General features: G+C 67.6%; 13 protein-coding genes. 5 read left to right on the top strand and 8 right to left on the bottom strand.

Annotated elements, in window-relative coordinates:
- From C5O79_RS35490 to C5O79_RS35475, 4 genes are read left to right on the top strand one after another with little or no spacing between them, the layout of a single operon-like run.
- Nucleotides 1-300 (top strand): sarcosine oxidase subunit delta, encoded by a 300-nt coding sequence (locus tag C5O79_RS35490; RefSeq protein WP_011354096.1) that lies wholly within the window; start codon nt 1-3, stop codon nt 298-300.
- Nucleotides 297-3,308 carry a sarcosine oxidase subunit alpha family protein gene (locus C5O79_RS35485; RefSeq protein ID WP_046549673.1) on the top strand — a complete coding sequence of 1,004 codons (3,012 nt, stop codon included), beginning with the start codon at nt 297-299 and terminating at the stop codon, nt 3,306-3,308. The genes C5O79_RS35490 and C5O79_RS35485 overlap by 4 nt, the downstream gene beginning before the upstream one ends.
- Nucleotides 3,298-3,930: a sarcosine oxidase subunit gamma gene (locus tag C5O79_RS35480; RefSeq protein ID WP_046549672.1), complete on the top strand. Its 633-nt coding sequence runs from the start codon at nt 3,298-3,300 to the stop codon at nt 3,928-3,930. The genes C5O79_RS35485 and C5O79_RS35480 overlap by 11 nt, the downstream gene beginning before the upstream one ends.
- On the top strand, nt 3,927-4,367 hold the full coding sequence (locus C5O79_RS35475; protein ID WP_011354099.1) for a dihydroneopterin aldolase: 441 nt from the start codon (nt 3,927-3,929) through the stop codon (nt 4,365-4,367). The genes C5O79_RS35480 and C5O79_RS35475 overlap by 4 nt, the downstream gene beginning before the upstream one ends.
- Nucleotides 4,368-4,651: 284 nt before the next feature.
- Here C5O79_RS35475 and C5O79_RS35470 read toward each other — a convergent pair whose 3' ends face one another.
- Entirely contained in the window at nt 4,652-5,725 is a 1,074-nt protein-coding gene (locus tag C5O79_RS35470) for an alkene reductase (RefSeq protein WP_122476718.1), read from the bottom strand.
- 172 nt (nt 5,726-5,897) lie between these two features.
- Between C5O79_RS35470 and C5O79_RS35465 the strand changes: the two genes are divergently transcribed.
- Entirely contained in the window at nt 5,898-6,773 is an 876-nt protein-coding gene (locus C5O79_RS35465; protein ID WP_122476714.1) for a LysR family transcriptional regulator, read from the top strand.
- A 22-nt stretch (nt 6,774-6,795) separates the two neighbouring features.
- Here the strand turns inward: C5O79_RS35465 and C5O79_RS35460 are convergent, their stop codons facing one another.
- From C5O79_RS35460 to C5O79_RS35430, 7 genes are all read right to left on the bottom strand, one after another.
- Nucleotides 6,796-7,194, bottom strand: a complete 399-nt coding sequence (locus C5O79_RS35460) for a lysozyme inhibitor LprI family protein (protein WP_046549669.1) — start codon at nt 7,192-7,194, stop codon at nt 6,796-6,798.
- A 22-nt stretch (nt 7,195-7,216) separates the two neighbouring features.
- The gene (locus tag C5O79_RS35455; RefSeq protein WP_046549668.1) at nt 7,217-7,900 is read right to left on the bottom strand and encodes a lytic transglycosylase domain-containing protein; all 684 of its coding nucleotides are present in this window, start codon (nt 7,898-7,900) and stop codon (nt 7,217-7,219) included.
- Nucleotides 7,901-8,058: 158 nt separating this feature from the next.
- Nucleotides 8,059-8,454 (bottom strand): NAD(+)--rifampin ADP-ribosyltransferase, encoded by a 396-nt coding sequence (arr, locus tag C5O79_RS35450; RefSeq protein ID WP_122476711.1) that lies wholly within the window; start codon nt 8,452-8,454, stop codon nt 8,059-8,061.
- A gap of 32 nt (nt 8,455-8,486) precedes the next feature.
- Entirely contained in the window at nt 8,487-9,254 is a 768-nt protein-coding gene (locus tag C5O79_RS35445) for an ABC transporter permease (protein WP_122476708.1), read from the bottom strand.
- A complete protein-coding gene (locus C5O79_RS35440) occupies nt 9,251-10,189 on the bottom strand; it encodes an ABC transporter ATP-binding protein (RefSeq protein ID WP_047849484.1) in 939 nt (312 codons plus the stop codon). The genes C5O79_RS35445 and C5O79_RS35440 overlap by 4 nt, the downstream gene beginning before the upstream one ends.
- Nucleotides 10,186-11,364 carry an ABC transporter permease gene (locus tag C5O79_RS35435; protein ID WP_122476706.1) on the bottom strand — a complete coding sequence of 393 codons (1,179 nt, stop codon included), beginning with the start codon at nt 11,362-11,364 and terminating at the stop codon, nt 10,186-10,188. The genes C5O79_RS35440 and C5O79_RS35435 overlap by 4 nt, the downstream gene beginning before the upstream one ends.
- On the bottom strand, nt 11,361-12,284 hold the full coding sequence (locus C5O79_RS35430) for an ABC transporter substrate-binding protein (RefSeq protein ID WP_046549663.1): 924 nt from the start codon (nt 12,282-12,284) through the stop codon (nt 11,361-11,363). The genes C5O79_RS35435 and C5O79_RS35430 overlap by 4 nt, the downstream gene beginning before the upstream one ends.
- Nucleotides 12,285-12,382 lie beyond the last annotated feature (98 nt).

Here is a 12,382-nt window from a genome sequence, read left to right as displayed (position 1 = left end):
ATGTTGCTGATCGAATGTCCGTGGTGCGGGCCGCGCGCCGAATCCGAGTTCTCGTGCGGTGGTGAAGCCGACATCGTGCGCCCCGTGAACAACGAGAACATGACCGACCGTGAATGGGGCGAGTACGTGTTCATGCGCGAGAACAAGCGCGGGCTGCACAAGGAGCAATGGCTGCACGCGCAGGGTTGCCGCCGCTGGTTCAAGGCCACGCGCGACACGGTGACCTACGATATCAAGGGCTACGAAAAGTTCGGTGGCGAAGCTGCCGGCAACGCACACGAAGAGGGCACGAGCAAATGAGCCAGAAAGACCGCCTCGGCACCGGTGGCCGCATCAATCGCGCGATTCCGCTGACCTTCACGTTCAACGGCCGCACGTATCAGGGCTTCCAGGGCGACACGCTCGCGTCCGCGCTGCTCGCGAACGGCGTGCACTTCGTCGCGCGCAGCTTCAAGTACCACCGTCCGCGCGGGATCGTGACGGCGGACGTCGCGGAACCGAATGCCGTCGTGCAGCTCGAATCCGGCCCGTACACGGTGCCGAACGCGCGCGCGACCGAGATCGAGCTGTACCAGGGCCTCGTCGCAACGAGCGTGAACGCGGAGCCGTCGCTCGAGAACGACAAGTACGCGATCAACCAGAAGCTGTCGCGCTTCCTGCCGGCCGGCTTCTACTACAAGACGTTCATGTGGCCGCGCAACATGTGGCCGAAGTACGAAGAGAAGATCCGCGAAGCGGCCGGCCTCGGCAAGGCGCCGGAAGCGCTCGACGCCGATCGCTACGACAAGTGCTACGCGCATTGCGACGTGCTCGTGGTCGGCGGTGGCCCGTCGGGCCTCGCGGCCGCGCATGCGGCGGCCACGGCCGGCGCGCGCGTGATCCTCGTCGACGACCAGCGCGAGCTCGGCGGCAGCCTGCTGTCGTGCCGCGCCGAGATCGACGCGAAGCCCGCGCTGCAGTGGGTCGAGAAGATCGAGGCCGAGCTGCGCAAGCTGCCCGACGTGACGATCCTGTCGCGCAGCACCGCGTTCGGCTACCAGGACCACAACCTCGTGACGGTCACGCAGCGTTTGACCGATCACCTGCCGGTGTCGATGCGCAAGGGCACGCGCGAGCTGCTGTGGAAGGTCCGCGCAAAGCGCGTGATCCTCGCGACCGGCGCGCACGAACGTCCGATCGTGTTCGGCAACAACGACCTGCCGGGCGTGATGCTCGCCGGCGCGGTGTCCACCTACGTGCATCGCTTCGGCGTGCTGCCGGGCCGCAACGCGGTCGTGTTCACGAACAACGATCGCGCGTACCAGACCGCGCTCGACCTGAAGGCGTGCGGCGCGAAGGTGACGGTCGTCGATTCGCGCGCTTCGTCCAACGGCGCGCTGCCGGCCGCCGCGAAGCGGCAGGGCGTGACGGTGATGAGCGGCGCGGTCGTGACGGGCGCATCGGGCAAGTTGCGCGTATCGTCGGTCGACGTCGCGTCGCTCTCGAACGGCCAGGTGGGCGGCAAGCTGCAGACGCTGCCGTGTGACCTCGTCGCGATGTCGGGCGGCTTCAGCCCGGTGCTGCACCTGTTCGCACAGTCGGGCGGCAAGGCCTGCTGGAACGACGAGAAGGCATGCTTTCTGCCGGGCAAGCCCGTGCAGGCCGAAGCGAGCATCGGCGCCGCGGCCGGCGAATTCGGTCTGGCCCGTGCGCTGCGGCTCGCGGTCGATGCGGGCGTGGAAGCCGCGAAGGCAGCGGGTTTCACCGCTGAGCAGCGCGCGGTCGCGCCGCAGGTCGCGGAAACCGTCGAAGGCGCATTGCAGCCGCTGTGGCTGGTCGGCAGCCGCGAAGCCGCGGCACGCGGGCCGAAGCAGTTCGTCGACTTCCAGAACGACGTGTCGGCCGCGGACATCCTGCTGGCCGCACGCGAAGGCTTCGAGTCGGTCGAGCACGTGAAGCGCTACACGGCGATGGGCTTCGGCACCGACCAGGGCAAGCTCGGCAACATCAACGGGATGGCGATCCTCGCGGGGGCGCTCGGCAAGACGATTCCGGAAACGGGCACGACGACGTTCCGCCCGAACTACACGCCGGTGTCGTTCGGCACGTTCGCGGGCCGCGAGCTCGGCGATTTCCTCGACCCGATCCGCAAGACCTGCGTGCACGAGTGGCACGTCGAGCACGGCGCGCTGTTCGAGGACGTCGGCAACTGGAAGCGGCCGTGGTACTTCCCGAAGAACGGCGAGGATCTCCATGCGGCCGTGAAGCGCGAGTGCCTCGCGGTGCGCAACAGCGTCGGCATCCTCGACGCGTCCACGCTCGGCAAGATCGACATCCAGGGTCCGGATGCGGTGAAGCTGCTGAACTGGATGTACACGAACCCGTGGAACAAGCTCGAAGTGGGCAAGTGCCGCTACGGGCTGATGCTCGACGAGAACGGGATGGTGTTCGACGACGGCGTGACGGTGCGCCTCGCCGACCAGCATTTCATGATGACGACCACGACGGGCGGCGCGGCGCGCGTGCTCACGTGGCTCGAGCGCTGGCTGCAGACCGAATGGCCCGACATGAAGGTGCGGCTGTCGTCCGTCACCGATCACTGGGCGACGTTCGCGGTGGTCGGCCCGAAGAGCCGCAAGGTCGTGCAGAAGGTGTGCCAGGACATCGACTTCGGCAACGAGGCGTTCCCGTTCATGAGCTACCGGAACGGCACCGTCGCGGGTGCGAAGGCGCGCGTGATGCGGATCAGCTTCTCGGGCGAGCTCGCTTATGAAGTGAACGTGCCGGCGAATGCGGGCCGTGCGGTGTGGGAAGCGCTGATGGCGGCCGGTGCCGAGTTCGACATCACGCCGTACGGCACCGAGACGATGCACGTGCTGCGCGCGGAGAAGGGCTACATCATCGTCGGCCAGGATACCGACGGCTCGGTCACGCCGTACGACCTCGGGATGGGCGGCGTCGTCGCGAAGTCGAAGGACTTCCTCGGCAAGCGTTCGCTTGCGCGTTCGGATACCGCGAAGGAAGGCCGCAAGCAGTTCGTCGGCCTCTTGACCGAAGACGAACAGTTCGTGCTGCCGGAAGGCGCGCAGATCATCGCGAAGGACACGCAGGTGTCGGCGGTCGATCCGACGCCGATGATCGGCCACGTGACGTCGAGCTACTACAGCCCGATCCTGAAGCGCTCGATCGCGCTCGCGGTGGTGAAGGGCGGCCTGAACAAGATGGGCGAGAGCGTCGTGATTCCGCTGGCCAACGGCAAGCGCATCACCGCGAAGATCTCGAGCCCGGTTTTCTACGATACCGAAGGGGTGCGCCAGCATGTGGAATGAAACCAGAAACCAGTCGCAGGTGGCGGGCGCGGGCGGCGTGGCGCTTGAGTCGCCGTTCGTCGGCGCGGCCGACGTGCTGAAGCCGCACCAGGCGCGCGCATCGAAGAAGTTCACGCTGCGCGAGCGGCCGTTCCTCGATCTCGTCAACGTGCGCGGCGAGTTGAGCGATCCGGCGTTCGTGAGCGCGTTCGAGCGTGTGGTCGGCTGCCGGCCGCCCGCGGCGCCGAACACGGTCGCGCGCGGCGCCGAGTACGACGTGCTGTGGCTCGGCCCGGACGAGTGGCTCGTACGCTCGAACGGGCCCGTGCAGGCCGGCGTGCTCGAAGCGAAGCTCGCGGAAGCGGTGCAGGGCACGTATGCGGCGGCCGTCGATGTCGGCAGCGGCTATACGGTCGTCGAGATCAGCGGCGAACGCGTGCGCGACGTGCTCGCACGCGGCTGCCCGCTCGATCTCCATCCGCGTGCGTTCAAGCCGGGCCAGTGCGCGCAGTCGCACTACTTCAAGTCGTCGATCGTGCTGATCCCGACGGGCGACGATGCGTTCGAGATCGTCCTGCGTCGCAGCTTCGCCGACTACTTCGTGCGCATCATGCTCGACGCGGCCGCGCCGCTCGCATCATGAAGCCGTTCGACGAACCGTTCGTGGCGATCGACGCGCCGCGCCTGCGCGGGCGCGGCTGGAGCGTGTTCGTCGACGAACTGAAGGTGCCCGCGCGGATCGGCATTCATGCGCACGAGCATGAAGCGCCGCAGCCGATCGTGATCGATGCAAGGCTCGGCTACCGGTGCGAACCGAGCGAGCAGGGCGAGTGGATCGATTACGACGGCTATTGCGCGCGCCTTGCCGCGTTCCTGTCGCACAAGCCGCATACGCGGCTGCTGGAGACGCTCGTCGCCGATATCGCGGTGCTGTCGTTCCGTGAGTGGCCGGCGCTGGAGTCGCTGACGCTGTCGGTGTACAAGCCGAAGATCCGGCCCGGCACGAAGCGGGTCGGCGTGTCGCTCGACTGGACGCGCGGGGATTACTTGCGGTGGACGGGGGCGGCTGGGCAGTTTTGAGCGGGCGGGCGGTCGACGAGCGCATCGAAACGATGCCGGTCGGCTGCCAGCCGTGGCACTTGCTGGCGCATCTCGACCAACGGTTCGCCCGTCGGGCAACTGACTTACGACGCCCGTCAGGATGACTACGGTTTTGCGTATGCGTGCCCAGGCCGACCGGGTGCTGCGTATTGCGCCCATGGTGTCCAAGGTGAACACCGATCTGCTTTGAAATCGGGCATTCACCGGGCGATCGCAGCGACGTCCGTTCCAGCCTGTCTTTGCGATCACCCTGGGCCGAAGCATCAAGCCGCAGCCGCCCCGTCCAGCGCCGGATAGTCGACATACCCGCGCGCATCGCCACCGAAAAACGTCTCGCGCCGCGCATCGTTCATCGGTGCGCCGGTCTTCACCCGCGTCACGAAATCCGGATTCGCCAGCACCATCTGCCCGTACGCTTCGAGATCAGCCAGCCCCGACGTCACGTCCGTGCCGATCGCGTCGCGCGTGCGGCCCGGCCGGTTCAGAATCAGCGTGCCGTTCCAGCGCGCGCGGAGGTCGGCCAGCAGTGCTTCGTCGCCCTGATGCATCACGTGCAGGTAGGCGAGGCCGAGCCGGTCGAGTTCCGTCGCGAGATGGCGATACAGGTCCCGCCCCTCGGCACCTTCGTCGAGGCCGCCCAGCGTGTTGCCGGGCGATACGCGGATGGCTGTGCGGTCCGCGCCGATCTCGTCGGCGATCGCCGTGGCTACCTCGATCGCGAAGCGCGCGCGGTTCTCGATCGAGCCGCCATACACGTCGGTGCGTGTGTTCGCATTCGGCGCGAAGAATTGCTGGACGAGATACCCGTTCGCACCGTGGATCTCGACGCCGTCGGCGCCCGCGTCGATCGCGCGGCACGCGGCGATGCGGAAGTCGTTTACGGTCGCGCGCACTTCCTCGGTCGTCAACGCACGCGGCACGGGGATGTCCTGCATGCCCTTTACCGTGAACATCTGCGCGTTCGGCGCAATCGCCGACGGTGCAACGCCCTGCCGGTGATGCGGCGTATTGTCCGGATGCGACATGCGCCCGACGTGCATCAGCTGGATGAACAACCGGCCACCGCGTGCATGCACGCGGTCGCTGATCGCCTTCCAGCCGGCGACGTGCGCGTCGGTATAGATGCCGGGCGTCGTCAGGTAGCCTTGCCCGTCGTCCGACGGCTGGGTGCCTTCGCTGACGATCAGGCCGAGGCTCGATCGCTGCGCGTAATACTCGGCGGCCCATTCGCCGGGCGTGCCGTCGAAGGCGGCGCGGCTGCGGGTCATCGGCGCCATGACCAGGCGGTTTTCCAGCGTATATCGGCCCACGCGGACCGGAGTGAACAGTTGGCTCATGATGCGTCAGCTCCTCGAGTTTCGGGACGGCGGCGCCGGGTCGGTGCCGCCTCGGGCGCCGGCCGCGCACGGGTGTGCCGACCTCGCCTCCACACACCCATCATCCATTGCTTCCTTTTCGGGATAAACCGGGTAATCTGGATAGCATTGATCCATTAATGGGGCAATGAGCATGGAACTGCTGAACGACATGGCGCTGTTCGTCGAAGTCGTGAAAGCGAAGGGCTTTCGCAGTGCGGCCGAGACGCTGGGGATGCCGAACTCGACGCTGTCGCGGCGGATCAGCGCGCTGGAGAAGGCGATCGGGCTGCGGCTGCTGCACCGGACGACGCGCCGGATCGAGCTGACCGAGGCCGGCCAGCTCTACTTCGAGCGCTGCAAGCGCATCGTCGACGAGGCGCGGCTCGCGCACGAGCAGCTCGGCGGCCTGCTGGCGGAGCCGACCGGCGTGCTGCGCGCCTCGTTTCCGGTCGATTTCGCGGTGACCTACCTGGCGCCGCTGATCGTCGAATTCTCGACGCGTTACCCGAAGCTGACATTCGATTTCGAGCTGACGTCGCGGCGGGTCGATCTGGTGAGCGAACCGTTCGACGTGGCGATCCGCTTGGGCGAATCCGAAGATTCTCAACTGATCGCGCGGCGGCTGGCCACGCTCGGGAACTACCTTTATGCGTCGCCCGGCTATCTCGCGCGCGCGGGCGAGCCGCGCACGCCGGACGACCTCGCGCGGCACGCGTGCCTCAGCCTGGCGAGGGCCGGCACGTGGACGCTGCATGACGGCACGCACGCCGTCGCGGTACCGGTGAGCAGCCGTTTCGCGGGTAACAGCGTCGGCATGCTGCGGCGCCTGGCCACGCTCGATGCGGGCATCATCGTGCTGTCCGAAGCGATCGTCGCGGATGACCTGGCCGCCGGCCGGTTGCGCCGCGTGATGCCCGAATGGGAGGGCGAGCCGATTCCGGTCTACGCGATGACGGAAACGCGGCTGCTGCCCGCGAAGACGCAGCATTTCATCGAGTTCTTGCGGGAGCGTTTCGCACAGGCGTGACGAGCGGGTATCCGTTCGTCGTTCAGTTCTGCGCCGGTGGCGGTGCGTCCAGCTGCGCTTCCCATTTCTTCAGGATGCGCACGCGTGCCTGGCTGAAATCGACCCAGCAGTTCACCCGCGCGTCTTCCGGGATCATCTGCTGCGGATCGGCGGCTTTCACGTAGTCGCAGGTGTCGTCGGCGAAACGGGTCCAGCTTGCCTGCGACTTCGCGAGCGCGCGGGCGGCATCGGGGTTGCGCTGCTCGAGCTTGCGCTCGAGCGACCGGTACGCGCGCTCGACCGCCTGATTATTCTGATCCAGGATGCACACGCGCACGTTGTCCATCGTCGGGCCGTGTTTCTCGCAATCGACGGCGGCAAACGCAGCGATGTGGCCGGTCGCCAGCGCGGCGACGGCAAGGAAGCGGGCGGCGTGGCGCATGCGCGTCGAACGAAGGCGGAGACTAGTTGCCGCGGGCCGACGCCGGGCTCGTCTTGTCGCTGACCGGCACCATGCGGGCCTTCGCATCGTTCGCGGAGTTCGCGGGATTCACGGCTTTCGCGTCGTCGTCAGGTTCGAGCACGAAGCGGAACGAATCGACGCGCTGCATCACCTTCGCCGCATACGCGTTCGAACCGCCGCTGTAGCTCCTCAGTCCGGCCCGCACGTCGCCCCCGGCCGCCCTCACGTAGCCCGACAGGATCGCCGACCCGACTTCGACGTTCGCGTTCGGGTCGGTCAGGTCCTTCACGTTGCGCACCAGGCCGCGGTGCGCGGTCGGCACGACCTGCATCAGCCCGGTCGCGCCATGCTGGCCGCGCGCCTTTTCCTGGAAGCGCGATTCGATCGAAATAATGGCGTAAACGAGTGCGGGAGGCAGCGAATATTTCGTCGCAGTGACGCTCACGATATCGGCAAGTTTCGCGGCCCGTTCCTTCGCGACGCCGAACTTCTTCGTCAGGTAGGACGTGATGCGGCGGTTTGCTTCGTTCGGCTGATCGTTGGCGTCGGCGAGCGGCGCGGATGCGACGGACGGCGCCGATGCGGCTGCTTCGGGCGCGGACGCAGGCAGTGCGGGCGCTTGCTGCGCCGACGCCTGTTGCGCGATGCCGAGCGAAAGCACGATCAGCCAGAGAAACCGTCGCATGGTGGAGTGCGGGGAATGGGAAGGCGCCTAGTATATCGGCCAATCGCGGCCGGTGGTCGAGTGCCGGTTCGAATGAAAGCGGCATGTAGGCTTGTGTCGTGGCGAGCCGATCGAGGAGCCGGTCGTTGCGCGGACACGCATCGGAGTCCGGACGAACGCTAGTTGATGATCTCGCCGATGCCGGTTTCGATGCGGATTCTGAGCTGCTGGATGAATGCCGGATCGTAGGGTTCCCAGCTCTCGAGTTCGCCGACGATCTTCAAAGGCGATGTGCTCCGATACGATCGCGTCGGATTGCCCGGGAATTTCTTGTCCGTGACGTTGGGGTCGTTTTCGAATTCGCCGGTGGGTTCGACGATGTAGACCCGCGGCCGGCCGTCGCCTTTGGCCATTTCCGCAGCCAGGCCGGCGCCTTTGGGCAACGCCGTGAAGTAAATGTGATTCATCACGACGTCATCGCGATAATTCGATCTGAAGCCTGCCGTCAGCAAGTCGCCGATCCGCAGATTCGCTTTCGTGCCATGAAAAAACGGGCCGGAGTCCGGAGCGGTCATGGTTTCTCCTTCCAATAATCGCGCAACGGCTTCTACGCGCGCCGCGCGCTCGCCACCCGTGCAATCGCGCCGATCGCATCGCTGACGAGCACCGCGAGCAGGCCGACGATCACGCCGCCCTGCAGCACGAATGCGGTGTTCGACGTCTGCAGCCCCGCGATGATCACGTCGCCGAGCCCGCGCGCGGCGACCGTCGAGCCGATCGTCGCGGTGCCGAGATTGATCACGACCGCGAGCCGGACTCCGTTGATGATCACCGGAAACGCGAGCGGCAGCTCGACCGATACCAGTTGCTGCCAGCCGCTCATCCCCATCCCGCGCGCGGCATCGACGACGTCGCGCGGCACGTCCTCGAGCCCCGCGATCGTGCTTTCGAATACGGGCAGGAGGCCATACAACACGAGTGCGATCAGCACGGGCTTCAAGCCGAATCCGACGGCCGGCACCGCGAGCGCGAGCACCGCGACGGGCGGGAAGGTCTGGCCGATGTCGACGACGCTGCGCGCGACCGGCAGGAAATCCGCGCCCCACGGCCGCGTGACCGCGATGCCGGCCGCGACCGCGACGATCGTGCCGATCACGCTCGACAATGCGACCGTGCCGAGATGCGCGAGCGTGAGGTCGAGCAGGCTCGCGCGGTCGTAGATGACCGGTGCGCCGTTGTCCGCGAACGGCGCGAACACGCCTTGCAGCCATGCGGGTCGCAACAGCAGCACGAGCAGCAGCGCGAGCGCGGCCGCGCGTGCGATGTGAGCGGGAAGTGCCGACCGCCCGGGCCGCTTGCCGCCGTGCGTCGTCATGCGGGCTTCCTTGCGTGCGCACGGATCGCGTCGAGCGTGATGCGGCGCGTGTTGCGGCCGTCGCCATCTTCGACCGGAAGCGCATCGACGCCGCGCCACAGCAGCTCCGATACCGCATCGCGCAGCGTGCGTGTCGCGGCGATCGGTTCGCCGTCGGCATGACCGGGTTCGGCCACCGCGTCGATCGGGGTCAGCGCGAGCAGGCGCAGCGGCCGGTCGACGCCGGCGACCAGCTGTTCGACGACGCCGGCTGCCGGCTTGCCGAGAATCTCGGCAGGCGTTGCGACCTGCAGCAGCCGGCCGCCGTCCATCACTGCGATCGTGTCGCCGAGCTTCAGCGCTTCCTCGATATCGTGCGTGACGATCACGACCGTGATGCCGAGGCGGCGTTGCAATGCAAACAGGTCGTCCTGCGCCTTGTTGCGGATGATCGGATCGAGCGCGCCGAACGGCTCGTCCATCAGCAGCATCGCGGGTTCGGCCGCGAGCGCGCGCGCAACGCCGACGCGCTGCTGCTGGCCACCCGACAGTTCGTGCGGCAGCTTGTCCGCGAACTCGGCCGGCGGGAGATGAAACAGGTCGAGCAATTCGCTCACGCGCGCGTCGACGCGATCGGCCGGCCAGCCGAGCAGGCGCGGCACGGTCGCGATGTTGCGCGCGACACTCCAGTGCGGAAACAGCCCGTGCCCCTGGATCGCGTAGCCGATGCCGCGCCGCAACTGCTCGGGCGCAACGGTGGCCGTATCGACGCCGTCGATGCGGATCGTGCCGCTGGTGGGCGCGATCAGCCGGTTGATCATGCGCAGCAGCGTCGACTTGCCGCTGCCCGATGCGCCGACGAGCGCGGTGATCGTGCCGCGTTTCATCGTCAGCGTGACGTCGTCGACGGCGACGATATCGCCGAAGCGTTTGCCCGCACGTTCGATCTCGATCATCCTGCACGCCCCTTCGCGAGCGTGGTCGCGGCTTCGAATATGACGGCCGCCACCAGCGCGAGCGCGATCGTCGGGATCGCGCCGAGCAGCACGAGATCGGCGGCCGATTGCCCGATCCCCTGGAAGATGAAGGTGCCGAAGCCGCCGCCGCCGATCAGCGCGGCGACCGCGGTCAGTCCGATGTTCTGCACGAGCACGATGCGCACGCCGCTCAGGATCACCGGCAGCGCGAGCACGAGATCGACGCGCAGCAACCGCTGCATGCGCGTCATGCCCATCGCGCGCGCCGCTTCGGTCACGTGCGGCGGCACCTGGCCGAGCCCGACCACGACGCTCGACGCGATCGGCAGCAGCGAATACAGGAACAGCGCGAGCACGGCAGGCGCCACGCCGATGCCGCGGATGCCGAGCGCGGCCGCGAGCGGCACGTGTGCGGCGAGCAAACCGAGCGGCGCCATCATCAGCCCGTACATCGCGATGCTGGGGATCGTCTGCACGATATTGAGCACGGGCATCGCGACGGTACGCACCGCCGCGATGCGCGCGCAGGCGATGCCGAGCGGCACGCCCGCGACGAGCGCGGCAGCCACCGAGCCACCGGTGAGCGACACGTGCCGGATCGCCTCGATCCAGAAGTCGTCGCTGCGCACCGCGTATTCGCGCATCACGGAGAGGCCGTCCCACCAGCCGCTCGCGAGCGGCACCGAAATCGCTGCTATCGCGACGACGAGCGCGGCGAGACGCCGCCACGGGCCGAATGCGAGCCGCGCGAGCGCATCCGCGACGAGCACGGCCCACGCGAACAGCAGCAGCCAGACGCCGGAGGAGGGCGACACGCGGGCGAGCGTGTCGTCAGGTGCGACGACGTGCGTCGCGGCCGCGCCGACCGCGTACACGAGCGTGGCGAGCCACGCGCAGCCGGCCATGAGGCGCCACGCGGGGCGGCTCGCGGTCATCGCCCACAGCGCGCCGACGATCCACAGCGCGGCGAGCCCGGCGCCCTGCAGGGCCGGCAGCGCGGCGAACATCGACAGGTCGGTGCCGGCCGCGATGCGGTTCGGCCGCAGCACCGCGAACGGCAGGCCGAGCACGGCGACGATCGTCAGGACCCCGATCAGGATACCGACCTTGTCTGCCGTGATGCGCCGCGCGGACGCCGCCGCGCGACCCGTCATTTAACGAAGCCCTTCGATTTCAGGTAGCTTTTCGCGACGCCGGCGGCCGGTTCGCCGTTGATCTGGATGCGCGCGTTCAGTGACTGCAGCGTCTTCAGGTCGAGGCTCGCGAACACCGGCTTCAGGTAGTCGGCGATCTGCGGATGCGCTTTCAGCACGGCTTCGCGGATCACCGGTGCGGGCGCGTAGACGGGCTGCACGTGCTTGTCGTCGTCGAGCACCGCGAGGCCGCTCGACGCGATGCCGCCGTCGGTGCCGTAGACCATCGCGGCATTCACGCCGTCGGTCTGGTTCGCGGCGGCCTTGATGGTTGCGGCCGTGTCGCCGCCGGACAGCACCACGAGCTGGTCGGGCTTCAGCTTGAAGCCATAGGCTTTCTCGAACGACGGCAGGGCGGACGCACTGTTCACGAATTCGGCCGACGCCGCGAGCTTCACCTTGCCGCCGCCGGCGACCCACTTGCCGAAATCGGAGAAGGTCTTCAGGTGCTGCGATTGCGCGACCGGTGCGAGCACGGCGACGCCCCACGTGTTGTTCGCGGGCGCCGGGGTGAGCCAGACGAGATGGTTGGCCGCGTAGTCGAGTTGCTTCGCGGTGTCGTAACCCTGGCTCGCGTTCTTCCACAGCGGATCGTCCGCCTTGTTGAAGAAGAACGCCGCATTGCCGGTGTATTCGGGGTAGACGTCGATTTCGCCGCTCGTGAGCGCCTTGCGCACGATCGGCGTGGTGCCGAGCGCGATCTTTTCGGTGACGGGGATGCCGTGCGCCTTCAGCACCTGCGCGATGAGGTTGCCGAGCAGGTTGCCTTCGGTGTCGATCTTCGACGACACCACGACGGGCGTGTCGGCATGCGCGCCGGGCGCGACGAGGGTAGCGGCGAGCGCGAGGCCCAGGATCCGGGCGGGCAGGGCGAGCTTCATACGGGCCAATCTCCAGGACGGGGGCGTACGCCGAAAGTTACTTGACTGAGCCGGCTTTGGCAAACCGCGTGCGGCGGCGTGCCCACAGCCCGTGTGGG

Origin of the sequence: Burkholderia sp. SRS-25, assembly GCF_004343765.1 — a bacterium.
Taxonomy (GTDB): domain Bacteria; phylum Pseudomonadota; class Gammaproteobacteria; order Burkholderiales; family Burkholderiaceae; genus Burkholderia; species Burkholderia contaminans.
This window is presented reverse-complemented; position numbering and strand designations above follow the sequence as displayed.